The 25,986-nt window shown below is 42.1% G+C and carries 19 protein-coding genes and 2 pseudogenes; 8 read left to right on the top strand and 13 right to left on the bottom strand.

Translation table 11 applies throughout. The features are described 5' to 3' along the window. Window positions 1-14: 14 nt before the first annotated feature. Window positions 15-1,016 (bottom strand): ubiquinone anaerobic biosynthesis protein UbiU, encoded by a 1,002-nt coding sequence (gene ubiU, locus K8B83_RS08220; RefSeq protein WP_188738666.1) that lies wholly within the window; start codon window positions 1,014-1,016, stop codon window positions 15-17. A gap of 140 nt (window positions 1,017-1,156) precedes the next feature. Between ubiU and ubiT the strand changes: the two genes are divergently transcribed. Next, complete coding sequence (ubiT, locus tag K8B83_RS08225; protein ID WP_223419548.1) at window positions 1,157-1,666, top strand: ubiquinone anaerobic biosynthesis accessory factor UbiT; 510 nt, start codon at window positions 1,157-1,159, stop codon at window positions 1,664-1,666. 44 nt (window positions 1,667-1,710) lie between these two features. Here the strand turns inward: ubiT and K8B83_RS08230 are convergent, their stop codons facing one another. Both K8B83_RS08230 and trhP read right to left on the bottom strand, forming a co-directional pair. Continuing rightward, window positions 1,711-1,959 (bottom strand): YfhL family 4Fe-4S dicluster ferredoxin, encoded by a 249-nt coding sequence (locus K8B83_RS08230; RefSeq protein WP_188738669.1) that lies wholly within the window; start codon window positions 1,957-1,959, stop codon window positions 1,711-1,713. A 5-nt stretch (window positions 1,960-1,964) separates the two neighbouring features. Then, complete coding sequence (gene trhP / locus K8B83_RS08235; protein WP_223419550.1) at window positions 1,965-3,329, bottom strand: prephenate-dependent tRNA uridine(34) hydroxylase TrhP; 1,365 nt, start codon at window positions 3,327-3,329, stop codon at window positions 1,965-1,967. A gap of 240 nt (window positions 3,330-3,569) precedes the next feature. Here trhP and K8B83_RS08240 point away from each other — a divergent pair, with 240 nt between their 5' ends. Next, the gene (locus K8B83_RS08240) at window positions 3,570-4,412 is read left to right on the top strand and encodes an HDOD domain-containing protein (RefSeq protein ID WP_188738672.1); all 843 of its coding nucleotides are present in this window, start codon (window positions 3,570-3,572) and stop codon (window positions 4,410-4,412) included. A gap of 190 nt (window positions 4,413-4,602) precedes the next feature. Beyond that, on the top strand, window positions 4,603-6,024 hold the full coding sequence (locus tag K8B83_RS08245) for a putative bifunctional diguanylate cyclase/phosphodiesterase (protein WP_223419552.1): 1,422 nt from the start codon (window positions 4,603-4,605) through the stop codon (window positions 6,022-6,024). Here K8B83_RS08245 and K8B83_RS08250 read toward each other — a convergent pair. From K8B83_RS08250 to ettA, 10 genes and pseudogenes are all read right to left on the bottom strand, one after another. Continuing rightward, on the bottom strand, window positions 6,012-6,461 hold the full coding sequence (locus tag K8B83_RS08250; protein ID WP_188738676.1) for a thioesterase family protein: 450 nt from the start codon (window positions 6,459-6,461) through the stop codon (window positions 6,012-6,014). The genes K8B83_RS08245 and K8B83_RS08250 overlap by 13 nt on opposite strands. Window positions 6,462-6,484: 23 nt before the next feature. Next, a complete protein-coding gene (locus K8B83_RS08255; protein ID WP_223419554.1) occupies window positions 6,485-7,186 on the bottom strand; it encodes a substrate-binding periplasmic protein in 702 nt (233 codons plus the stop codon). A gap of 271 nt (window positions 7,187-7,457) precedes the next feature. Next, entirely contained in the window at window positions 7,458-11,252 is a 3,795-nt protein-coding gene (locus K8B83_RS08260) for an EAL domain-containing protein (RefSeq protein ID WP_188738682.1), read from the bottom strand. A gap of 167 nt (window positions 11,253-11,419) precedes the next feature. Continuing rightward, window positions 11,420-11,893 (bottom strand): LabA-like NYN domain-containing protein, encoded by a 474-nt coding sequence (locus K8B83_RS08265; protein ID WP_188738684.1) that lies wholly within the window; start codon window positions 11,891-11,893, stop codon window positions 11,420-11,422. A gap of 17 nt (window positions 11,894-11,910) precedes the next feature. After that, window positions 11,911-14,397 (bottom strand): annotated as a pseudogene (locus tag K8B83_RS08270) (efflux RND transporter permease subunit); the annotation flags it as partial. Between the two features lie 6 nt (window positions 14,398-14,403). Next, the gene (locus tag K8B83_RS08275) at window positions 14,404-15,435 is read right to left on the bottom strand and encodes an IS630 family transposase (RefSeq protein WP_188741280.1); all 1,032 of its coding nucleotides are present in this window, start codon (window positions 15,433-15,435) and stop codon (window positions 14,404-14,406) included. Between the two features lie 58 nt (window positions 15,436-15,493). Continuing rightward, a pseudogene (locus K8B83_RS08280) lies at window positions 15,494-16,114 on the bottom strand (efflux RND transporter permease subunit); the annotation flags it as partial. Continuing rightward, window positions 16,114-17,214 (bottom strand): efflux RND transporter periplasmic adaptor subunit, encoded by a 1,101-nt coding sequence (locus tag K8B83_RS08285; protein ID WP_223419555.1) that lies wholly within the window; start codon window positions 17,212-17,214, stop codon window positions 16,114-16,116. The gene K8B83_RS08285 and the pseudogene K8B83_RS08280, both read right to left, overlap by 1 nt. Window positions 17,215-17,460: 246 nt before the next feature. Continuing rightward, window positions 17,461-18,699, bottom strand: a complete 1,239-nt coding sequence (locus tag K8B83_RS08290; RefSeq protein WP_188738690.1) for a hypothetical protein — start codon at window positions 18,697-18,699, stop codon at window positions 17,461-17,463. A 321-nt stretch (window positions 18,700-19,020) separates the two neighbouring features. After that, window positions 19,021-20,688, bottom strand: a complete 1,668-nt coding sequence (gene ettA, locus K8B83_RS08295) for an energy-dependent translational throttle protein EttA (RefSeq protein WP_188738693.1) — start codon at window positions 20,686-20,688, stop codon at window positions 19,021-19,023. A 249-nt stretch (window positions 20,689-20,937) separates the two neighbouring features. Between ettA and glyA the strand changes: the two genes are divergently transcribed. From glyA to ribBA, 5 genes are all read left to right on the top strand, one after another. Further along, the gene (gene glyA, locus K8B83_RS08300) at window positions 20,938-22,191 is read left to right on the top strand and encodes a serine hydroxymethyltransferase (protein ID WP_188738696.1); all 1,254 of its coding nucleotides are present in this window, start codon (window positions 20,938-20,940) and stop codon (window positions 22,189-22,191) included. A 109-nt stretch (window positions 22,192-22,300) separates the two neighbouring features. Further along, a complete protein-coding gene (gene nrdR, locus K8B83_RS08305; protein WP_188738698.1) occupies window positions 22,301-22,750 on the top strand; it encodes a transcriptional regulator NrdR in 450 nt (149 codons plus the stop codon). A gap of 78 nt (window positions 22,751-22,828) precedes the next feature. Continuing rightward, window positions 22,829-23,974 (top strand): bifunctional diaminohydroxyphosphoribosylaminopyrimidine deaminase/5-amino-6-(5-phosphoribosylamino)uracil reductase RibD, encoded by a 1,146-nt coding sequence (gene ribD, locus K8B83_RS08310; protein WP_188738700.1) that lies wholly within the window; start codon window positions 22,829-22,831, stop codon window positions 23,972-23,974. A 64-nt stretch (window positions 23,975-24,038) separates the two neighbouring features. Further along, window positions 24,039-24,695, top strand: coding sequence for a riboflavin synthase (locus tag K8B83_RS08315; RefSeq protein ID WP_188738703.1), 657 nt, complete (start codon window positions 24,039-24,041; stop codon window positions 24,693-24,695). A 64-nt stretch (window positions 24,696-24,759) separates the two neighbouring features. Continuing rightward, window positions 24,760-25,863, top strand: a complete 1,104-nt coding sequence (ribBA, locus tag K8B83_RS08320) for a bifunctional 3,4-dihydroxy-2-butanone-4-phosphate synthase/GTP cyclohydrolase II (protein ID WP_188738705.1) — start codon at window positions 24,760-24,762, stop codon at window positions 25,861-25,863. Window positions 25,864-25,986 lie beyond the last annotated feature (123 nt).

A 25,986-nucleotide genomic window follows, 5' to 3' on the forward strand; every position in this document is an offset into this window, starting at 1 on the left:
TGTCCTTATCGCTTTTATTGCCACTGGCGCTCGTAAGCACCTAATGTGGTAATTTGCCCTTCTGACACTTTGGCTAATGCCTGTGACCATTGAGCCTGTTCTGCAAACTCGTTAGGTGCTGCCAGATAAGTATCTATTGCGCTGCGCCACACTTGAGTGACCTGGCTAACATAGGCTGGGCTTCGTTGACGGCCTTCAATTTTAAGTGACGCTATTCCCGCTTGTGCTAACTGCGGTATCAGGCTTAATGTATTTAAGCTGGTGGGGGACTCGAGTAAATATTTGGCGTCTTGATCATATTGCGCCACATAGCGACCTTTACACACAACGGGGTAGCCAAGTTGCTGATGTGCTTGTGCTTTATCGATTAACACATTATTTAATCGAGTTAATTTATCAGTGCCACTGTCTTGCCAACGAACGTGGTTAGCAGGTGAACATGAGCCGCCAGTATTAGGAGATTGCCCGGTGACGTACGAAGATAAATGACAACGACCTTCAGCCATAATGCATAGACTGCCAAACGCAAATACCTCTAAGTCTACTGGGCTAACTTTGGCAAGATCCCTTACCTGTTTAATCGACAACACGCGAGGCAGTACGGCTCGTTCTATGTTAAATGCTTCTTTATAAAACGATAACGCCCCTAAATTGGTGGCACTGGCCTGTACAGATAAGTGTAAAGGCAAGTGTGGATGGTGCTGATGTGCGTAATTTAATAATGATAAATCTGCCACTATAAGTGCATCCATATTCAATTTCGCAGCTAAATCAACGGCCTGATACCAGCGTTGTTCATGGCCCGGTTTAGGGAAGGTGTTTATCGTTAAAAAGACTTTACGACCTTGACTATGAGCTAGCGTAGTGGCTTGTGCTAGCTGTTCTGCCGAAAAGTTTAACCCTGCAAATGACCGTGCGTTAGTGTCATCTTTTAGTCCCAGGTATACCGCGTCGGCACCCGCATTTAAGGCTGCTTTTAACGAGGCTAAATTACCTGCTGGGCATAAGAGTTCCATGTTAATGCTCTCATTATTTTAAAAGAACAGGAGTGTAAATGTGATTGAGTTAACATGAATTGATTTAAAACAGGTTTCGCTTGATAAATTGCCAGTAAACTAGCTTGCTAAATGGCGCTTTTTGCAGGTAGGAACCCTTAATGGCTCAAATATTACAACAACGTTTATCAGGATTTATTTTAGATATCGCCCCACAGTTTAGCCGACGTTCGTTAGCGCTCGTACCAAACAAACTGAAAATGTCTTTGATTACTCAAATGCTTAATTTAGTTCTGTCGGAGCAGCTTCGCGCAGGTGAATTAGTGTTTTTAAAAGATAAATCTGTAGGCATTTGTGTTGACGACATTGATTTGCAATTTCAAGTGGCCTTTGATAGCAAACTTCAGGCTTTGCCAATGACTAATCCGAATGTGATTTTTAGCGCCAACGTGCCTGAACTCTTGTTAGTCGCTGCGGCTAAAGAAGATCCGGATACCTTGTTTTTTCAACGCAAACTGCGTATTGAAGGTGATACTGAATTAGGCCTTGAGGTGAAAAATATGTTGTTATCAATAGAGCTTGATACGCTGCCAAGGCCAATAAAGTTAACAGTAGACAAGTTGGCGTGTATGTTACAAGCATTAACCCTAGGGTCTGAAACGGCTAAATAACCCATATAACAATAAAAACGGCGCATCGCGCCGTTTAGGGGGGGTTACCGCCCCGTAATGGCGGCATATTTAACTAGCAATTCATCGTGAGACTCAGCATGCAATGGGTCAGGATCAATGCAGTCGATAGGGCAAACCGAAACACAGGTTGGCTTGTCATAATGGCCAACGCATTCGGTACATAATGCCGGATCAATCTCGTATATTTCTGCCCCCATCGTTATTGCCTCGTTAGGGCATTCGGGTTCACACATGTCGCAATTGATGCAGCTATCGTCAATGATTAAAGCCATTTAAATTAGCCTGGTTGGTGAGGGTTTCGAGTATCAACACCCTCAGGTAAATTACGCATTAACATGGCCTTGTTTACATCAATGTTCTCTGGAATAGGCATAAATACAAAGTGCCCAGACCCAAGCGCGGCCTCTATTGGTTGGTTTTTTCGATTCACTAATGATTCGATAGTGATAACAAAATTACCTTCAGTTGTCATGACCTCAACACTGTCGCCTACCGAAAATTTATTTTTAACATCAACTTCAGCAAGGCCCTGTTCATTTCGTTTACCTGTAAATTCACCCACAAATTGCTGGCTATTACTGACTGAGTGACCGTATTGATAATTTTGATATTCGTCATGTACGTGACGGCGTAAGAAGCCTTCAGTATAGCCGCGATGAGCTAAGCCTTCTAAATTACTCATTAAGGTGCGGTCAAAGTCTTTACCTGCAGCGGCATCTTCAATTGCTTGACGGTATAATTGCGCGGTGCGAGCCACATAATAAAATGACTTTGTTCGACCTTCAATTTTTAATGAGTCGATGCCCATGCGTGTTAAACGGTCTACGTGTTGAATGGCGCGTAAATCTTTTGAGTTCATAATGTAGGTGCCGTGCTCATCTTCAAATGCCGGCATGTATTCGCCCGGGCGCCCGGCTTCTTGTAATAACACAATTTCACTCGTTGGCTGCCCAGCGCCTAATGTGGGTGTTTCTATTTGTACCTCAGGATTGAGGGCGATAACGTCACCTGTTTCAGTTTGTGTTGCGGGATGCACGTCATATTTCCAGCGGCAGGCGTTAGTGCAAGTGCCTTGGTTTGGATCACGTTTATTGATGTAACCAGATAATAAACACCGCCCAGAATAGGCCATGCATAATGCGCCATGGACAAACACTTCAAGTTCAATATCTGGGCTGCGTTGACGAATTTCTTCTATTTCATCTAATGACAGTTCGCGAGATAAAATAACGCGTTTAATGCCTTGTTGTTGCCAAAACTTTACCGATGCCCAGTTTATGGCATTAGCCTGCACAGAGAGATGCACAACCTGCTCGGGAAATGCCTCACGTACCATCATGATTAACCCTGGATCTGACATGATGAGCGCATCAGGCTTCATGGCAACAACCGGTTCCATGTCATTTATATAAGTTTTAAGTTTAGCGTTATGCGGCGCAATATTACTGACAACATACAGTTTTTTCCCTAATGCATGTGCTTCTTCAATCCCTGTGGCGAGGTTTTCCATTTTAAAGTCATTATTTCTCACCCGTAAGCTGTAGCGTGGTTGGCCGGCATAGACCGCATCTGCGCCGTAAGCAAAGGCGTAACGCATATTTTTTAATGTACCAGCAGGGGATAATAATTCAGGTTTAAACATAGTTTTCTCGGTTTACATCTGGGTTGACATCGATAGGGGGTGAAAGCTTACTTAAGGACATTAGTGGGTACAAATATAGCCTTGTGAAATGTGATGTGGGTTGTACTTTTGTGGGGAGTGCATCACAAATATTCAAAAATGCGAATTAATTGACTTGGGGGTTTTTGAGTCGTCGCAAATAATATGCATTTGGGTATATAATCTTGGCATCAGTAAATCATTATTTTTTATGGAGAGCGCATGTCTACCGAACATCAACTCTTGGTTGGATTATTAAAGAAGCTTAAAGACGATGCGTTGGTGTTACCAACATTGCCAGAAGTGGCTATGAGAGTTCAAGAGGTGGTAGCGCGCAAGGATTCCAGTCTCAAGCAGGTTGGCGATGTTATTGGTCAAGATGCTGCCATTTCCGCCCGTATTATTAAAGTGGCAAACAGTGCATTGTATTCTCGCGGTAATAAAGCAGAAAACATCAGTGCCGCCGTTAATCGTATTGGTTTAGTGCAAATTAAATCTATTACCACATCTGTTGCCATGGAGCAGTTGTTTATCTCTACCAATGAAATGGTATGGGAAGTGATGGATGAAGTGTGGAAAACCTCAATTGAAGTTACGGCATCTTCTTGTGCCATGCTAGAAATCTACAATAAACGTAATCCAACGAAGCGACTTGATCGTGAAACCTTAACCTTAGCAGGCCTGGTGCATAATATTGGTGCCTTACCCGTGTTAACCGAAGCCGAAATTCACCCTGAGCTTTGCAGTAAAATTGAACAGTTACGCAGTCTTGTGCGCAAAATGCAAGGGCCTATCGGCCGCGCTGTATTAAAAACATGGGACTTTGCCCCTGAGGTGATGGAAGTGGTCGAACGTTGGGCTGACTTGCATTACATGCCAGAAAAAGTCACATACCTTGATTTTATTCGCTCGGCAGCGTTTTATACTGGCGAGTTACGTGCAGGTGAAGAATTAGAGGAGCGACTTGGTGTGTTTGCCCAAAGGGGCTTGCCAGTGACGCCAGAGGACTTAGCCAGTGATGAGTTTATTGATATGTACCATTCAATAAAACAAAGTTATGAATAGACACTAATTACTGAATTATCTCAGCAATGGCAAAAATATCGACGATAATGAATGCAGTGAGTCGTCGATATGTTCTATTAAGCATAAACTCACTGATAAAGCGATATAGAGTTAACCTGTTGATGATGATATTTGAATGAATAGTCTGCTGATACTTTTGCTATTTTTAGCTGTTAGCCTGGTGTGCATAATGGCATTTGTGTATTGGCGTCAGCAAAAATTGATACACCAGTTAGCTCACTCATTAGAATCGCAATTTTTAAACCAAGACGAACTCACGCTTAAAGCACCATCATCACTTCAGCCCCTTGCTGAAGTACTTCAACAGCTACATCAATCAAGCCTTTTTAGTGCCGAACGAGACAAGTTAACCGGTCTTGCCAATCGAGTGGGTTTTAAACGTAAAATGCTGGCCAGAATGCCTGTTCATGCAGGAATGCTTGTGCTGGTTGATATAAGGCAGTTTAGGTTTGTAAATGATTTATTCGGTTTTTTATTTGGTGATAAATTGCTTAAAGCGTTTGCTAAACGATTAGAAAATTTAAGCTGTAAACCATTATTTATCGCCAGAATGAATGGCAATGAGTTTCTGTTATTTTTTCCTCAACCTATCACTCATGAGCAGTTACTCAAGATCAAAAATGACTTACAAATGTCATTTGAAATTGAGCTTCAACCTATAAGTATCAAAATACAATTGGGCGTGCTGTCATTAGCTGAGCATCATGCTGATGTGAGTTTAATGCTCAGACGTTTAGATTTAGCACTTAAAAAAGCGAAAAACTTAAAGCAACCTATCGCTTATTATGATCAAGACGATGATAAAGTTCAGTACCGTGAATTATTGATTATTAATGGGCTCCCAAAAGGGTTGAAGCAACAGCAACTCTTTATGGTTTATCAGCCTAAGCTCGATATTAAAAGTGGTTTATGTCAGCAAGTAGAAGCGCTGATCCGTTGGAAACATGAAGGTTTAGGATGGGTATCTCCGAGTGAATTTATTCCTCTGGCTGAACAAACCGGCATGATAGATTTATTAAGTTCGTGGGTATTAGAGGCGGTTATTTCGCAACAAGCTAACTGGCGTGACAAGGGGCTATTCGTCAATGTCGCGCTTAACTTGTCTCCGACTGATCTTGATAACCCTCAGTTGGCTAATAACGTGGCCACAATATTGGCTCAATACCGTGTTCCTGCCGAGTGTATTATTATTGAGATCACTGAAAGTGCGTTAATGGTGTCGTTAGAGCAAACTATCATAACGCTTAATCAACTGCGTGCTATCGGATTAAAAATTGCAATTGATGACTTTGGCACAGGTCATTCATCACTCGCTTATTTACGATTTTTGCCCGTCGATGAAGTTAAAATAGATAAAGCATTTCTAAAGGATTTTGAAACCTCAAGTGCAGCTAAACAGATAGTTAAAACCAGTATTGAACTGGCCAAAAGTTTAGGTTTTGAGGTTACAGTAGAAGGAGTTGAAACTAAGTCTGTGCTTAATACCTTACGGGATTTTGGTGTTGATACCATTCAGGGGGATTATTTTGCAAAACCGGCCACTGCAGATGAGTTTGAGTGTATTTATCCGCAGTTAAATCATTGTTTTTGAGTGATACCGGTTTCTTGCGATAAGCGTTCAATAAGTTGTAATGGCATGGCAGCTAGCTGTCGCTTTTGGTTCATGCATACCATTTCGATGGTTGCAGTCACTGCGGCTTTAGTGGCGTTGGGGCGCCAAATCGATTGTTGCCAAACAGTACGAAACTTACTTTCAAAATAAAACTGGGTTCTCACTTCAATAATGTCTGCAAACTCAACCCCTTCATGGCATACCATGTCGGTTCGGTATACGGCAAAGCCTAATTGTTGCTGTTGCCATAATTCGTTGAGTACATTTGCTCCAATCACATGCTCTCTGGCTCGTTCAAAATATTTTAAGAAATTAGGGTGATATACCACGCCCGAAAAGTCAGTATCTTCATAGTATATTTGTACTTTAAAGATATGTTCAGGGCTACTTTTAGTCGATATTGCAGTTGCGCTCATTTTACTATGACCTTGATGATGTATTAATCGAGTGGCACAAGTAATTGTTGATAATGCCCCTGTTGCTTTAATTGCAGTAAGCCTTTGTCTAACAGTAAGCTTAGTTGAGACGCTTGAGGGTTATGTTTTGAAAACGCGACGAATATTTCGCTAGTGTGGTTATTGAACTTGGCGCTAATATCTTGTTTTACACCCATCTGTTCAATATAAATATCTGCGACTAGGTCGAACATTATCGCCGTGTCTATACGGTCTACTAGCAGCAAGTTAATGAGTTGTCGTTGGCTGTTTACTTTCACAATTTTCAGTTGACGCTTATCAATTAATTGCAGTAATTCATCACCATATTCGTAACCGTCAATAATACCCACAAGGCTGCCAACAGGGAGTTGCCACTTGTTGTTGATGTCTACCGTTTTTGAGTTGGCGAAAAAAAATGATGCATTGGCTGTAAATAAAGGCACATTACCAAAAACAAATCGCTTTACTGTGCTTTGTTCTTTGGTGACGTTAAACGCACCGTCTACAGTGCCTCGTTCTGTCATGATCAGTGCACGAGTATATGGCACCACGATGGTAGAGACTTCTACATCGACCTGTTTAAATGCTTGCTGTATTAGCTTATGAGATATACCACTGCCAAACTCATCGGCAAAAGGGGGCCAACCGTCTTCAGCGGCTAACGTAATTTTTAAGGGTGCTGCTGTAAGTGAGTAAGAAAGCATGCTAAGACAAATGATGGCCAAAAAGTAACGCACGACTTGGGATAATACACGAGTGCAATAACGAGAGATAAAACGACACGGGAGGCTTGCTGGGCAACCAATCAACAACATATCATCCTTTGCTTATATTCCTAATTTGATAAGCGCATAGTAACATCTTTATGACTAAAGTGATATTTGCTGCTAAGGGTAAATTGGTTTTATATAGCCACCCTATGATATTGCCTAAGCAGCATAACCCTGTTTGATAGTTGATTAGAGATAAATGCCGTTAAGGATAGGCGGCCTCTAATTTGTCATTCATTATGCTGTTTTGTAACAGTAAGTTTTCAGTTCCGGCAGGGTTTAGTGCTGGGCTAAACAAAAAGCCTTGTACAATTTTGCATTGATAATGTTTTAACTTGATGAGTTGTGCGTGAGTTTCAACGCCTTCAGCAATCACATCTAATTCAAGTTCACTACCAAGTCTTATAATGTTTTTTAATACAATATTGCTGGTTTCTTTGGGGAGCATTGAATTGATAAATGCTTTGTCGATTTTTAATGTATCGATAGGAAATTGGGTTAAATAGTTAAGTGATGAATAGCCTTTGCCAAAGTCATCAAGGGCAATACGGACGCTAAGTTGTTTTAATTGATTTAGCACTGCTTTGGCGGCTTTGATGTCTTTGATTAATAAAGATTCAGTGATTTCAAGTTCTAACATGTGCGCGGGAAATTGGCTTTGCTGTAAAATATTGGCAATGTCGTTAACAATGCTGGGCTGTGAAAGTTGTAACGGCGAGATGTTGACTGAGATATTTCCTTGTAAAATACCTTGTTGATACCACTGATACCCTTGTTCACAGGCTTGTTTTAATACCCATAAGCCAATTTCGATGATCAAGCCGCTGTCTTCTGCTTCATCAATAAATCGATTGGGCGATATCATTCCTTGTGTTGGGTGATCCCACCTTAGTAAGGCTTCTAAGCCTAAAATGCTCTGTGTTGTGACGCAACATTTGGGCTGGTAGTACACCGCAAGCTGTTGAGCAGGTAATGCATTATTTAATTGGTTTTTAATCAGTAGCCGCTCTAATAGTGCAGTTGACAGTTTTTCATTAAAAAAGTAGCTGCCATTGCGACCATTTTGTTTTGCAGCGTACATAGCGGTATCAGCATGTTTTAACAAGGTTTTTGCATCAGTGCCATCGTTAGGATAGCAAGCAACACCAATACTGGCTGAACTGTGTAACCAATGTTCATTAATTTGATAACCAGCATTCAGTGATGTTCTGATCCGCTCAATAATATTGACTAAATCTTGATTAACTTCATCTTCTGAAGGTTCGTATTGAATGATTAATGCGAACTCATCACCGCCTAAACGGGCAAGTACATCCTGTTGTTTTAAACAGTGTTGTAAGCGCTTGCCAACCTGGATAATGAGCTCATCGCCTATATCGTGTCCCATCGAGTCGTTAACCTCTTTGAAATGGTCTAAATCGATGAACACAATGGCGGCTGATTTTTGTGGATTATTGACCAGTAATGACAATTGTTGGTTAAAGTTAAACCGATTTGCAAGCCCTGTGAGGCTGTCATAATTAGCCCTGTTACTTAACTCTTTCATTTGCTTAACGCGAGAGATAATAAACAATATAACCACCAGTAAGATGGTTGCAGCTGAGGCGATTAAGGCATAAAACCACCAAGCTTTTTTGATAGTGAATGCAAACTCAGCTTGTTGTGGGCTCCACATTCCATCGCTGTTTGTGCTTTGGACTTGGAACACATAATCTCCCGCGGCAAGGTTAGTGTACATTGCGTTGGGTTGCAAAGTGGTGGTCCAGTCTTTATCAAACCCCGACAATTTAAAGCGGTAGATATTGCGTTGTGGTGCGGTATAGTCCAATGAAGCAAACGAGAATTGGATCATATTATTATCGTAAGCGACACTTGCGGCTTTAATCAGTTTATTGGTATTAATTTGGGTGTAGGTGGTATTAGCGATTTTTGCGGATGTAATATGCACCGGCGCAATAAAATTATTTTGGCTAATATGTTGGGTATCAACCTGAATAACACCTTTATTGGTGCCTAAAAGTAATTGGTTGTTTTTAAGCTCAATTGCCCCTTCATTGAAGGTTAAGTTTGCGTCATTTATTGCACTTGGGTAATCGGTCATACGATTGGATTTTATGACGTATTTGGTTAATACATGCCGGCTTGTTAACCAAAGGTTTCCTTGGTCATCACCCGTGACAGCCTTGATTCTATTGTCTATTAAGCCTTGTTTTCGCGTAATATATTCAATGTGGTATGGCGTTGCTGCATTGGGCGTTGGGGTTATTTTTGCTAACCCAAGCCCTTGGGTTGCCGCCCAGAAAACCCCTTGTTTATCTTGATAAATTCCGCCAATGCGAATATTTTCTCGCTCATTACCTAAACTTAAATGAGTGGTCGTGTCTGATTGGGGATCGATAATAAAAATGCCATTGGTGGTAGCAAGCCATAGTTCGCCATTATTGGCGATTAGTGAGTCGAATGTGAAATTGCCACCTGAGGTATACAGATTATTATTGTCATTAAAATAATGCTTTAAAAGCCCTTGGGTTGGCGAAAATAGCATAACTCCAGCATCTAAATAGCCGGTTATCCATACATTGCCCTTGTTATCTGGATTGACAGTGTAGAAGTCTGTGTCTGGGAAACCGTAAGGATTACCCTGCTTATTACTGAAGTGACTGAGCTGTTGAGTTTGATTATCAAAATAACTCACACCATGAGAATGTGAAATCCATAAATTGTCTGCGCTGTCAGCTTTAACATTCCAAATATTACCCGTTAATCTTGTGTCACTGGCTGTTGTAAAAGGCGACAGTACTACGGTTTTATTTTGGGTATTAATTTTATCAAGCCCCTGGTTATTGGCTATCCATGCGTTGCCTTTAGTGTCGATACTAATCGCATAGGTATTGGATCCAGATAGCTCAGAATGGGTGGCTAATGGTTTGTAAATTCTACTTGGTTGCGTCAGTGGGCTGTAATAAGCGGCTCCTTGACTGGTTGCAAACCACACAAGCCCAGATGAGTCGATAAATACATCGTCGACAAAGTCTGTTGGTATGGTGTGTTCATTAAATGCTTGCGATTTAATTTGATCAAACAGACCATGTTTAACTGATAAAACAGCGGCACCCTTGTCAGTACTAATCCAAATATGATCTGAAGTGTCGATGGCTATACTTGTCACGTAGTTACTTGGAATATCATTGTGCTTATCGTGATTGTCATTGCCTGCGTGTTGCTGGCTTGTTGTTGCGTATTGACGGTACTGGCCTGTATCTGGATTGAAATGAATTAACCCTGAATGTTGGGTGCCAAGCCAAAGTTGTCCGTTTGGGTCTATTTCGCTGGTGAGAAAATAATCTTTGAAAATATCGGCGGCATTAAACGCTGACTGATAAGACTTTGCTGTTTTGGTGTTAAACAACTGCAGGCTATTTTGGCCTGGCTCCATGACGGCGAGGCCGTAATCAGTGCCAACCCATAACCTGTGTTGTTTGTCTGCCATAATGCTGTAAATCGATGTTTCTACAGGCTGGTTTTTTGAGTCGATATACAAAGGAATTGAAATGAATTGCTCTGAGCCTTGTGCTTTAAATTGTAATCCGCTGCCTGTACCCACCCATAAATTGTGGTGATTATCTTGGTACAGTTTCATTATCCAGTTGGTATTTTGGTGAAAGTGGGTTTGCGAAAGCGGGATGATACTAAGTTCATCAATAAGGTTCAGTTGATTTAAACCATCTTCAGTGGCAAACCAAATATTGCCCAGGCTGTCTTCGATAATGTCGGTGACAAAGTTATTTGAAATGTGTCTATTTGTACCTGGCGCAAACTGAAAGTTAACAAATTCTTGCCCGTCATAGCGGCTCACGCCGGCATCTGTTGCAAACCACATGAAGCCATTTTTTTGCTGGTAAATCATTGTTACCATCGTAGACGGTAGACCATTAGCGACATTCAGGCGTTCGATTTGATATTGTTTGGCATTGGTTGAGAATACCAGGGTAAATGACAACGCTAATCCTAAAAGGCAATTGACTACTTTGTGTAAAGGGAAAAACATGACATACCTTTTATTGGGTAAACATGGCTTAGATTATTCAAATACTTAACCATACAGGATTGAATATCGTAAAAAACAGTGGCTAAGTTGTATCTGAATTAACGCTTTTGATCAAATGTTTAAAGTAATAATGTGTTGTCTATGGGAGTGTATTTCTGACATTGATCAATAAGAGACTTGGCCGTTAATCGTTCAACGCTAATTACATGGGTGTAACATTGGCTGCTTTGGTTAATTTTTTTAAGAAGTAAATCAAAATCGCCATCGCCAGACAATAATATGACCTCATCAACCTGCGGCGCAATATCTAGCATGTCTATAGTGATCCCCACATCCCAATCGCCTTTGGCTGAGCCATCGCTTCGTTGAATATATGGTTTAGTTTTAACGGTAAACCCAATGTGCTTTAACGCGTCTTGAAACTTAACCTGACCGTCGTCAGCGGGGGCAATGGCATATGCAACTGCATGATTAATGTGACCGCGCTGTGTTAATTGCAGGTACAGAGCGCGGTAATTAAATGATCGCCCAAAGCCCTGTTTACAGGTGTAATAAATGTTTTGTACGTCTACAAATACTGCAAGGTTGGTCATTATTACACCTGTGTTAATTATGGCTGCTGTGACTGCTGCGCAGCAATGGCGTCATTGAGTTGGGCTTCAACATATCCTGGCGAATGCGTAGAAGCTGAGATTAAGCGATACATTGCTGGTATCACTAATAGGGTAACAAACGTGGCAAATGCCATGCCGGAGAATATCACAGTTCCCACGGCAATACGGCTTTCGCTTCCTGCTCCCGTAGACATAATCAGCGGAATTGCACCAATAAGCGTGGTAAAAGCGGTCATTAGAATGGGGCGTAAACGACGGGCTGATGCATCAATAATGGCGCTATCAAGCGGTAGGCCTCGGTCACGCAGTTGGTTGGCAAACTCAACAATGAGAATGCCGTTTTTAGTCACCATGCCGATAAGCATAATCATGCCAATTTGGCTGTATATGTTTAGGCCCTGGTTGGTCAAAAACAACCCGATAAAGCCCCCTAAAATCCCCATTGGTACTGTAAACATCACAACTGCAGGATTGATAAAACTTTCAAACTGTGCAGCCAGAACCAGGTAGGCGATGAGTATGGCTAGTCCAAATACAATTAAGACTCCTGATTGATTTTCTTTAAAGTCTTTTGACTCACCTGTATAGGCAATAGAAATGTCACTAGGTAATAAACTGACGGCACGTTGCTCTAAAAAGTCTAGCGCTTCGCCTAATGTGTAGCCAGCCCCAAGATTGGCTTTTATGGTGATCGATTTTTGCTTATTGGTGTGGCTTAAGCGTTGTGGTGAGGCGATTTCTTCAATGTGAGTAACGGTATCTAAGGTGATTAATTCGCCTTTAGCGCTTCTGAAATAAATTTTACTGAGATCAGTAACGCTATCAAAACTATTTTCATCGCCTCGAAGATATACATCGTATTCCTCACCACGCTCTACAAAGGTGGTTTCACTGCGACCGCCTAGCATGATTTCTAGCGTGGTTGAAATCTCTGACACGCTAATGCCTAATTCTGCAGCGCGTTGTTTATCGACGCTAACAACCAATTCCGGTGTGGTTTCTGCATAATCTAAATCTGCGCCCTCTAACATAGGACTTGCATCGGCTTCTTGTTGGAGAATTTGCGCCCATTTAAATAATTCTGGATAATCAGAACCGCCTAAAACAAATTGTACAGGCTCACTCGATTGACCTCTAAAACCAGGCAACATAGGCCTTACCATTACATCGGGGATATCTTTTAAGGTTTGGCTGATTAAGCCTAATGCCTGTTTTATGTCGGTATCTCGAACTGCCCAATCTTCCAACTGAATAATGGCAAAGCCTGTTTGATCGCCTGCACGGCCTCCAAAGGCGGGTGCTTCTACACTAAATGATTTTACAACCCCTTGACCTAACAGCGGCATTAACCTGCTTTCTACAATGTCCATATTGGTAATCATACGGTTATAGCTGGTGCCTTCTGCGCCCTTGATAAAGGCAAATAACACCCCACGATCTTCTTGAGGCGAGAGTTGCGATGGCACATGTTGCATCAATAGATAGCTTCCGCCGATACAGGATATTATCACCACCGGGGCTGCCAAACGCCACTTAAGCGCCCAAGCCACCATGTTGCGATAGGTTGTTTCTAAGCGTGCAAAACCATTATCGATCCATTGATTAAAGCGATTTTTTTTGACGTTGGCTTTAAGGAGTTTACTGCCCATTACAGGAGTAAGTGTGAGTGCAATGAGCGATGAGAAAATCACCGACATGGCCAACATGACTGAAAACTCGGTAAACAGAAGACCGACCATACCATCCATGAATGAGATAGGTAAAAAGACCATTACCAAGACAAGTGTGGTGGATATCACCGCAAATCCGACTTCTCTGGTACCTTTATAGGCTGCTAATAAAGGCTCTTCTCCTTTTTCGATATGATGGAAAATGTTTTCTACCACCACAATGGCGTCATCAACCACCAAACCAATGGCTAGAATTAACGCCATCAAGGTTAACAAGTTTATGGTATAGCCTAAACTGTAAGCTGCAATAAATGCAGCAATTAATGATACGGGTACGGTTACCGCTGGGATTAATGTAGCTCTAACCTGGCCAATAAAAATGTACAACACCAGTACAACCAACACCCCGGTAATGAATAGTGTGTTGTAGACTTCGTTAATTGAGCGGTCAATAAATACGTTAGCATCATAGTCGACGACAAGTTTTGTTCCTTGTGGCAAAAAGCTTTGTACTTTGTCGACTTCTTGTTGGACCAGCCTTGAGATCTCTAATGGATTGGCATCGGACTGAGGCACAATACCGAGACTGAGATTAACAATGCCATTGCTCTTAAAGGTAGAGTTTTCATTTTCGGCGCCAATAAAAACATTCGCTACATCTTTAAGGTAAATTGGAGTGCCATCTGGCGCTGTATGCACGACGAGGTAATTAAAGTCTTCGGGGCTAAAGTATAAGCGTTTAGTTCGAACAGACATGACCGTGGTGTCGTTACGAACTTCACCGCCAGGTGTTTCAAGGTTTTCGGTATTTATACCCAATCAACTTGAAGATGCGGATTGTAACATCTGAAAATTGTCATTGATCCGCGACGTCAAATCGCCACCCATTTCCGGCAGTGTTTCTTTAAAAAATTTTGATAGAGCGGCCCTAAATTCGCGCTTACTTTTGAAATAAACGCTGTTTCTGGCATGCTCATTCATCACCTTCCACAGCCGCTCTATTGGGTTCAGATTTGGGCTATAAGGCGGTAAATAATGCAGCTCTATCTTAAGCAAATCGGCCATTTCTTTGACCTTCTTTGAGCGATGATAACCTGCGCCATCTAAAATGAGATGCAACGTGTGAGGTGGTGGATATTTCTCCCTTAACACCTCAAAAAATTGAACAATACTGTCGCCATTAACATAGTCATATTCGTTAACCGTTGCGTTAGCGATATCATCAAGGTCAATCGCACCAATCAGATTGATACGTGTCCGACTACCAGTGGTTTCAACGGGTTTATCTTGTCCTGTGCGGATCCAGCCATGCGATATTTTTGTCGCTTGGGTAGGATGAACTGCGTCGATAAAGAGAATAGTCGAATCCTCGCCACAGCTGGCTTTAAGGTTTTCATACTGCTCAACAAAAGCCTGTTGCTTTGCTTCATCAAACTTATGCGGCACACCTTTAGGCTTTTTGTAGCTAAAGCCATTTTTATGCAGCCACTTGTGCATGCCAGCGACAGTATATTTAACACCGAACTGCGCTAACACATAGCCGACAATTTGATGGTTATGCTGGTAAGTATGGGCAGTTAAATGGGTAATTAACTCCGCCGTTTGCTTAGCGGATAAATGGCTTTGTGAGCCGCCATTTTCAGGCTTGAGTTTATCCGACAAGGTATAGTCTGCAAGATGTCGCAGCACGGTGGATTCGTGAATGCGTAGCGCTTGAGAAATCATAACCGTAGACCAGCCTTCTGAGGTAAGGAGGACGGCTTTGATGCGATCACGAACTCGCCCATCGCGCGCTTGAGCATGCTGGGTTTCGAGCTGTTTCTTCTGGTCATCGGTGAGGTATATTTTCATGAGGTGTAGCATGATCCTGATTTGAAATAAAATCAAGCACCTTCAATGATCACCGGTATAATGCGCTGATAATGTCACTGGTGGTGACATTTCTGCCAGCCATTAATTGTGGTTTTAATTGGACATACATGACCTTGTACAGCCCACCAGAAATATTGACGGAGCTGACACCAGTAATAAGACTAAACCTGTCTTCTAATACGCGCTGGGCATAGTCCGTTAATTGAGTACGGTCCATGTTTTCAGAGCTTAAATTGACATAGATTGAAGGTTCGCCCGTGCCGTTATCTTTAGACACTATGGGGTCATCTGCTTCATCTGGTAAACGGCGCTGTGCTTTGGCTACCGCATCACGAACATCGCTAACCCCTTCGGTTAAATCCCAACCGAGTTCAAATTCAATGGATATTCTAGACATGCCATTTCGGGTCGTTGAGGTGATTTCATCAATACCACTTATCCCGGTCAGCTCGTCCTCGAGGGTTTTGGTTACTTTACTTTCCATAATGGTTGCCGAAGCACCACTGTAGGTGGTCATAACGGTAACCACAGGATTTTGTACGTCGGGCATTTCTCTAACGGCAAGTTTTGAAAATGACACCATACCAAACACACAAAGCAATAAGCTTAAGACGATGGCAACCACTGGGCGCTTTACAGCAGTATCACTTAGCCACATTATTTACGCTCCTGTATTGAGGCTGCATTGCTGTTTTTTTCAGGCGTATTTTGGCCGGCAAGGTCATTCACTTTTACACCGTCACGCATGTTCACTAAGCCTTGAACCACAATGTGATCGCCAATATTAATTCCAGACTCAATCAATACTTGATCTTTAATTCGCGCGCCCAATACCACTTCGGTGCGCTTGGCGATGTTATCTTTGTTAATGACGTATACAAATCGTTTTGTTCCTGAGTATTCTAACGCTTGTACTGGCACGATTGGCGCTGAAACACTTGGGAAGGTGAGGGTTGCCGACATCATCATGCCTGGCTTTAATTTGCCGTGTTGATTATTGAATTGGCTTCGAACTTTAAGGTTAAGTGTTTGCTCGTTCACGCGGGGATCTATGGCGATAATATTGCCTGTAAACTGTTCATTTTCCCATGCTCGGCTTGTTGCGCTGACCGGCATGGCTGTGCTGAGTTGGGCTAAATATTGCTCGGGCACCTGTAAATCTAATTGCAGAACTGACAAATCGTCTAATGACAATAACTCTTCATTCATGCTGACCATTTTACCGCGGCTAAAATTAATTAAGCCGGTATGACCGCTAAAAGGTGCTGTGAGGGTGTGGTAGGCCAAGTCTGTTTGAGCAGATTGCAGGCGGGCGAGGGCTATGTCAACACTGGCTTTTTGGGCTTCAATTTCGGTCTGGGTGATGGCGTTAACGTTAATCAGCTTTAAAAATTCGTTTAGTTTACGTACTTCGTCATTGTGATATGCCTGTGCTTCAAGAACACTGGCTTTCGCTTTGCTGTCGTCCAGGGTTAATAATACCTGGCCTTTATTAACATGCTCATTAGATGTCACTTCAATTTTGTTTATCTTGCCGTCCACTTGCGGCGCAATCATGACGGAATGAGTCGCGGCTAATTTACCAATAAGCGTAATAGATTGAGATAACTCATGTTGCTCTACATTTGAAGTCACCACTGGGACAATTTTTTCGGCTCGTTGTGGCTGAGGTGCCGCATAAGCATGGGTGCTCAATACGCTGGTGGTAAAAATCACTAAGGCTGCTGAAAAAGTATTCAAGCCATGTTTGTTTATCATTTTGGGTGATCTCTATAAGCAATGCGCGGGGATCCGCTTAGGGTGTGTTAGCTTTTACGAATATTGTAATTATATTGAGCAAAATTAAGCGTAAAGTAATGTAAAGCTTTTAGTTTGTTTGTAACAAGGCGCTAATAGGTTTTTGTTGAACCCGTTGTCATGAACTGTGTTTGTGTGAATATAAAAAAAGCCATATCAATTGATATGGCTTTAACTGGCTCAATAACGAGATAACAAAACGCGAGTTTATTTTTCAATAGGCTCGTTAGTAAACTCTATGTTCTGTTTTTTAGTGGCTGGAGATACACCCATAAAATATTCATAGCCTTTATCATTTGACGTTTTTTTAGCATCATCGTCACTTAACTTAATGCTAGTTTGGTCAGAAAACAGCGTGTATTTGGCTTTCGGTTTTTGAACTTCAGGTTGCTGTGCTTGTTTTGCCGAGGGCTTAAGAATGCCTTTTGGCACTTCAGCAACCACTATAGGTTGTTTAGTAACGGGTTTCTTAGGGGCGCTGACATTAGAGAATTTGTAATTAAATACTCCATTGCCTTCAATATTTTCTACACTCGATTGGTCTTGGTTTTGGTAAGAGGCTAAAATGCCATGCTTGCCTAGCGGAATTTCGTGGAACAGCTTTTTACCTGTACCTATTTTTACGCCGTTAACAAACCAGTCTGCAGGTACGTTACTGACTAACGTTACCATTGCTGATTTCAACCCTAATTTTTCATTTAACATTTCGTCGATTTTGTTGTTATAAGATGGCTTAAATTTCATCGCCACTTTATAGTTCAAATCGCCTCTCATGTTCATGTTTGCGTCGATGACTTCATAAGATAACAATACGCTCTTGTCGTTTAAAAAAGGCGATTCGTTACGAGTATTGCTTACAATGCTGCTTTGTGATTCTTTTAAACACGCGGCAATTGTTTGATATTTTGAGCACTCTGTTGAGCCATTGATATTGACCGGAAGGGTACTGCTTGATTTTGATAGATCAGCAATTAATCGATTAGTAATGTCCGTTTTTAGTTTAAATAACTGTTGGCTCTTACTTGCACGTTGTTTGTTGATTTTTTCGTACTCAGACAAGATTTCGACTTTTTCAGTTTCAAGGCGTTTGCTGTCTTCTTCCGCTTTTAGGGTTAACTCATCAACCAAAATAACTGACTCTTCAATTTGCTTGTAAGTGTCAGGTAGGGCTGTTTTACTGCGAATAGCCTGAGGTAAACCTTCAATTAATGCATCATAACGAAGTTGCTCTGATGCAATGGTCTTTTTCAGGCCTTCGACGTCATAGGCTTTTTTGTTGAGTTGAGAGAATTTGTCATTCACATTTATCAACAAACTATCGATATCATATTCGGTTTCGATTTGGTTTAGTGTCTGTTGTTCTGAACTGGTGATGACTTCGAGTGCCGCAAATGAATTGCTTGCATATAAGCACAATAAAGCAAGGCTAATTGAACCGTATCTCACTGATCTCTCCATAATATTTCTTTACAAGCTGGAACCATCGACACTCTGTAATGCGCTGAGTGTTATCAGCAGAGCAAAATAATCCGTTAATAATTTATAATACTGAAGTTATTTTTGCTTTACAAACAGATTGTGGTGCATCGCTCACAATAAATTGACAAATTTTTGACACTTTTAGATGTAAAAACGAGTTTATATTGAAATGGCATAAATATAAACGAAAATCAGTCTGATAAAGCAAAACAGAGACGAATCGTCTCTGTTTTGTTTTTCATTGTGACCGTGATTTGTGTTTTAAGCTAACACAAGGTTGTCGCTTTATTACTTGCTAATACGTTTGTATTTTAAACGATGTGGTTCTACTACGTCTGTGCCTAATGTTTCTTTAAGCCATGTTGAGTATTCGGTGTAGTTACCTTCATAGAAGTTCACTTTACCTTCATCACGGTAGTCAAGGATATGAGTAGCAATACGGTCAAGGAACCAACGGTCATGCGAGATAACCATAGCGCAGCCTGGGAACTCTAATAGTGCCTCTTCTAATGCGCGTAAGGTTTCAACGTCTAAATCGTTGGTGGGTTCGTCGAGTAATAATACGTTACCGCCAGCCTGTAGCAATTTAGCTAGATGGACACGGTTACGCTCACCACCTGACAATGTACCAATAATTTTTTGTTGATCGCCACCACGGAAGTTAAAACGGCCTACATAAGCACGGCTTGGAATTTCGGTGTTGTTGATCCGCATAATATCTTGGCCACCAGAAATTTCCTGCCATACGGTATTTTTGTCGTCCATTGAATCACGGAACTGCTCAACTGAAGCAATTTTAACAGACTCCCCGACAGAAATTGAACCACTGTCTGGCTGCTCAGCACCCGATATCATTCTAAATAATGTTGATTTACCCGCACCGTTAGCACCAATAATACCGACGATTGCTCCTTTAGGTACCGAGAATGTTAAATCATCAATCAACACTCGATCACCATATGACTTGGTGAGGTTGGTAACTTCGATGACCTTGTCGCCTAGGCGAGGTCCTGGTGGAATAAGCAGTTCGTTGGTTTCGTTACGCTTTTGGTAATCGTTGGTGTTCAATTCTTCAAAGCGAGCCATACGGGCTTTACCTTTTGATTGACGACCTTTCGCACCTTGGCGAACCCATTCTAATTCTTTAGCAATGGTTTTTTGACGTGCACTTTCTGTAGAGGACTCTTGCTGTAGACGTGCATCTTTTTGCTCAAGCCATGATGAATAGTTGCCTTCCCACGGGATACCTTCGCCGCGGTCAAGTTCTAAAATCCAACCCGCAGCATTATCTAAGAAGTAACGGTCGTGGGTAATGGCTACCACTGTGCCGGTATATTCTTGTAAGAAATGCTCTAACCATGCCACTGACTCAGCATCTAAGTGGTTGGTTGGTTCGTCAAGTAACAGCATTTCAGGTTTTTCAAGCAATAAACGACAAATTGCCACTCGGCGACGTTCACCACCCGAAAGCACTTCAATTTTTGCATCCCATTCAGGTAAACGAAGTGCGTTTGCTGCACGTTCAAGAATGCGGTCAAGATTATGAGCATCTTGTGACTGAATAATGGCTTCTAATTCGCCTTGCTCTTTAGCTAGTGCATCAAAGTCAGCATCAGGTTCAGCATATGCGGCATAGACTTCATCTAGGCGTGTTAAAGCATTTTTTGCTTCACTTACCGCTTCTTCAATGGCTTCACGCACAGTTTGCTGCTCATTTAAACGAGGTTCCTGGGGTAAATAACCAATTTTAAGCCCAGGCATAGGGCGTGCTTCACCTTCAATCTCGGTGTCAATACCCGCCATAATGCGTAATAGTGTTGATTTACCTGATCCGTTTAAACCGAGTACACCAATTTTGGCACCGGGGAAAAAGCTTAATGAAATGTCTTTTAAAATTTGCTTTTTCGGTGGAACAATCTTACCCACACGAAGCATGCTGTATACAAATTGAGCCATGTTTATTCTGTCTAGTTGTCAACAAAGATAGCGATAATTCTACTGTATTATTGGCTGAACTCAACAGGGGATTGCCGGAAATAATTTTACCGTCTTAATGGGGTTATAAAAGGCCGAGACAAGAATTAACATCAATCGTTTTGTATTCAGAACACAGTGAATTTCATGTTGTTTCTACTGTGAATCATCATCGTTGCAGAGTAGAATACGCCGCAACCCTACTATAAAGATATTGATGTTGGAGCTACCATGTTGAAAAAAGCGATGAATATTGCGGATTACGATCCAGAATTATTTAAAGCCATTGAAGATGAAACTTGTCGTCAAGAAGAACACATTGAACTAATTGCGTCTGAAAACTATACCAGTCCACGTGTAATGGAAGCGCAAGGTTCTCAGTTAACTAACAAGTATGCTGAAGGTTATCCAGGTAAGCGTTACTATGGTGGGTGCGAATACGTTGATGTAGTTGAGACATTAGCCATTGAACGTGCAAAAGAATTATTTGGTGCCACTTATGCTAACGTGCAACCACATTCTGGTTCACAAGCAAACAGTGCTGTATTCATGGCGTTGTTGCAGCCAGGTGATACTGTATTGGGTATGAACCTTGCACACGGTGGTCACTTAACCCATGGTTCTCCAGTTAACTTTTCTGGCAAACTTTATAACATCATTCCTTATGGTATCGACGAGTCTGGCAAAATTGACTACGACGAAATGGAGCGTTTAGCCATTGAGCATAAACCTAAGATGATGATTGGCGGGTTTTCTGCCTATTCAGGTATTGTTGACTGGGCAAGAATGCGTGAAATTGCCGACAAAATTGGTGCCTATTTATTTGTTGATATGGCACACGTTGCCGGTTTAATTGCTGCAGGTGTTTATCCTACGCCAGTGCCACACGCACACGTTGTGACTTCTACCACACATAAAACCTTAGCTGGCCCTCGTGGCGGTATTATTATTTCAGCTGCTGACGATGAAGAGTTATACAAAAAGTTAAACTCTGCAGTATTTCCTGGTGGCCAGGGTGGCCCATTAATGCATGTTATCGCGGGTAAAGCAGTAGCATTTAAAGAAGCATTAGAGCCAGAGTTTAAAGTATACCAGCAGCAAGTAGTTAAAAATGCCAAAGCCATGGTTGAAGTATTTTTATCTCGCGGATATAAAATCGTCTCAGGTGGTACTGAAAACCACTTAATGTTGGTTGATTTAATTGGTCGTGATTTAACCGGTAAAGAAGCTGACGCGGCGTTAGGCAGTGCCAACATTACCGTTAACAAAAACTCAGTGCCTAATGATCCTCGTTCACCATTTGTTACATCGGGTATCCGTATTGGTTCACCAGCCATTACTCGCCGTGGCTTTAAAGAAGCTGAAGCAAAAGAGCTGACAACCTGGATTTGTGACATTTTAGATGATGCATCTAACACTGCTGTTATTGAGCGCGTTAAAGGCCAGGTGTTGGCATTGTGTGCTAAGTTTCCAGTATACGGTTAATCACTATTGTTTTAGGTGTTGAGGTTTAGGTTAACCTTATGCCACAAATAGGATAAACTTTGATGGCCGCTAATTTTTAGCGGCCATTTTGTTTTCTGCAGGAGGTTCAATGCATTGCCCTTTTTGTAGCGCGACCGACACCAAAGTTATCGATTCTCGATTAGTGGCCGATGGCCATCAAGTTCGCCGTCGCCGGGAGTGTACCGAATGTCATGAACGTTTTACCACGTTTGAGGGGGCTGAATTAGTGATGCCCAGAGTGATAAAGCGTGATGGCACCAGACAGCCGTTTGATGAAGATAAACTGCGTGGCGGTATGTTGCGAGCAGTGGAAAAGCGTCCGGTATCAATTGACGAGATAGAACAAGCCCTTACTAAGATTAAATCAACACTGCGCGCAACTGGCGAGCGTGAAGTGGATTCTGAAATGATTGGTAATCTGATGATGGAGCAGTTAATGACGCTAGATAAAGTGGCTTATATTCGTTTTGCTTCGGTTTATCGCGCTTTTGAAGATGTCTCGCAATTTGGTGAGGCTATTGCCAAGCTACAAAAATAATCACATATGTAAGACCATGCTCTTCTGTTTAGACGATTTTCTACAGGATATATATGGCAGTAAACGAGGTTAACAACCATGTCTAACTGGTCTAGTGTTGATATAGAAATGATGAGCCGAGCAATTAAGCTGGCTGAAAAGGGGCGGTTTACTACTCGGCCCAATCCTTGTGTCGGTTGCGTAATTGTACGCGATGACCACATTATCGGCGAAGGTTATCATCAACGAGCGGGTCAAGGTCATGCAGAAGTTAATGCGCTTAAGATGCTTTATGATAAAAGCCAAACCGCGCAAGGTGCGACTGCTTATGTCACACTTGAGCCTTGTAGTCATTATGGCCGTACGCCGCCATGTGCATTGGGATTAATTAATGCCAAGGTTGCCAGAGTTGTGGTGGCTGTGACCGATGCTAACCCAGAAGTTTCTGGGCGTGGTATCGCCATGCTAAGAGAGGCGGGTATTCAAGTGGATGTCGGTTTACTCACAGATCAAGCATATGCATTAAACCTTGGTTTTATGAAACGCATGAAAACAGGTTTACCCTGGGTAACGGTAAAGGTGGCTGCTAGTTTAGATGGAAAAACGGCGTTATCTAATGGCGTGTCAAAATGGATTACCGGCACTGCAGCTCGTGCAGATGTGCAAAAGTATCGTGCCAGTCATTGTGCGTTAATTACCGGCGTTGAAACCGTGCTAGTTGATGATCCGAGTTTACATGTTCGCTTTGAATCATTAGGTGAATTAACCACCCGACATACTCCAGATGAGATTTTTCAGCCTCTTCGAGTGGTACTAGATAGCCGCGCGAGATTAACGGCAAATCAGCAACTTTTTTCAATTGAAAGCCCAATATTATTGGTGTCAGGGTGTGATTATCCTGCACACATCAAAGCGACATTACCAGCGCATGTGTCTTTTTTAGTTTTAGAGTGTGACTCGTCAGGTAGAATCCCGTTACTGCCCTTGCTAACGTATTTAGGCAGAACGGCAAACTCAGTGTTAGTTGAAGCTGGAGCTACGCTAGCGGGCGCGTTTGTCTCGCAAGGTTTAGCGGATGATATTGTGCTTTATCAGGCGCCTAAGTTACTGGGCAGTCATGGGCGTAATATGCTGCAATTACCCGATTATACCGCAATGGATCAACCCCCTGAATTGCAGTTAATTGATGAGCGCCACGTTGGACAAGATAAGCGTTATATCCTTAGATATAATAAATCCTATTAATTCGTTGTAGCCAAACTTAAAAATCTGAGCAACAGCAAAGTATAAACGTTAAAAGTGAGTCATTATGTTTACTGGGATAATCGAAGCCCTTGGTACATTACGTAAAATTGATCGTAAAGGGAACGATATTCGCTTAACCGTTGCCAGTGGTAAATTGGATTTAAGCGATGTGAAATTAGGTGACAGCATAGCAACTAACGGCGTTTGCTTAACAGTTGTGGCGTGTTTACCTGATGGTTACGTTGCCGACATATCCGCTGAAACGGTTGCGTTAACGGGTTTTAGCCATTACCAGGTGGGTCAAAAAGTAAACCTTGAAAAAGCTGTGACTGCTTCAACTAGGCTTGGCGGACATATGGTCAGCGGCCATGTCGATGGCATTGCCACCGTTGAGCAGTGCGCTTACAGAGGTAAGGCGCTTGAGTTTTGGTTATCTGCGCCTGTTGCGCTAAGTCGTTATATTGCACACAAAGGCTCAATTACCATCGATGGTGTGAGTTTAACGGTTAACGAAGTCGATGGTCACCGTTTTAGATTAACCATTGTGCCTCATACCGCGGGCGAAACCACATTAGTCACATTAAAAGTTGGCGATAAGGTTAATATTGAAGTGGATTTAATTGCCCGATATTTAGAGCGGTTAATGCAGCCTGAGGCAAATCATGAGCCCACATCTGGGGTCACAATGGAGCTGCTCGCTAAATCTGGTTTCTTACGCTAACTAGATGTAAATACCTGTACCCAACATATTCAAATACTATAAATCGATAATTAAAGGTCTGACAATGGCGCTACATAGCATAGAAGAAATCATTGAAGATATTCGTCAAGGTAAAATGGTTATCTTGATGGATGATGAAGACAGAGAGAATGAAGGCGATTTGATCATGGCCGCTGATAAAGTGACGCCAGCAGCAATCAACTTTATGGCAACCTATGGCCGTGGACTCATTTGCCAAACAATGACGAAAGAACGCTGTCAGCAACTCAATTTGCCACTGATGGTAACTAACAATAACGCCCAGTTTTCAACAAACTTTACGGTGTCTATTGAGGCCGCTAAAGGTGTTACCACTGGGATATCTGCTCATGACCGCGCTGTAACCGTGCAAGCTGCGGTTGCTAAAGATGCCAAAGCGTCAGACTTAGTGCAACCTGGTCATATTTTTCCATTAATGGCCCAAGAAGGTGGGGTGCTTACGCGTGCAGGTCACACTGAAGCCGGTTGTGATTTAGCTCGTTTAGCAGGCTGCGAGCCATCGGGGGTGATAGTCGAAATTTTAAATGAAGATGGCACCATGGCGCGCCGACCTGATTTAGAAATCTTCAGTGAAAAGCACGGCATTAAAATTGGCACTATTGCTGATTTGATTGAATACCGTAACACTAACGAAACGACAGTTGTGCGAGAAGCAACCTGTAAATTACCGACTCGTTTTGGTGAGTTTACTATGGTGACTTTTAGAGACACGATAGATAATCAGTTACACTATGCTTTGATTAAAGGTGATGTGCAGCCAAATTGTTTAGTACGTGTGCATTTGCAAAATACCTTTAACGATTTATTGCACTCTGAGCGTGACCAAAAGCGCAGTTGGCCATTAGAAAAAGCCATGGAGCGCATTGCAGCTGAGGGCGGCATTTTAGTGTTACTGGGTAATCAAGAACACAGCAGTGATTTGCTCGCAAAAGTTAAAGCGTTTGAAGCTGAAGACAATGGGCAACTACCTGCGCCAGCAATGTGGCAAGGTACTTCACGTCGTGTTGGCGTAGGCTCACAAATATTAGCGAGTATAGGCGTGACGAGTATGCGTTTATTAAGTTCGCCAAAGCGTTACCATTCACTGTCAGGTTTTGGTTTAGAAGTGACTGATTACATAGCCGAATAATTTTGGTCTATGGTAAATTTAACAATTTCATTAATTGCATAGCGCTCAGGGCTAATGGCTGTGATATCATAGCGCCTCTTTTTGCCCCGAGCCGGGTGCTTTAGCTAATTTAGGTAAGATAGA

The sequence above is a fragment of the Shewanella inventionis genome, from assembly GCF_019931735.1.
Taxonomy (GTDB): Bacteria; Pseudomonadota; Gammaproteobacteria; order Enterobacterales; family Shewanellaceae; genus Shewanella; species Shewanella inventionis.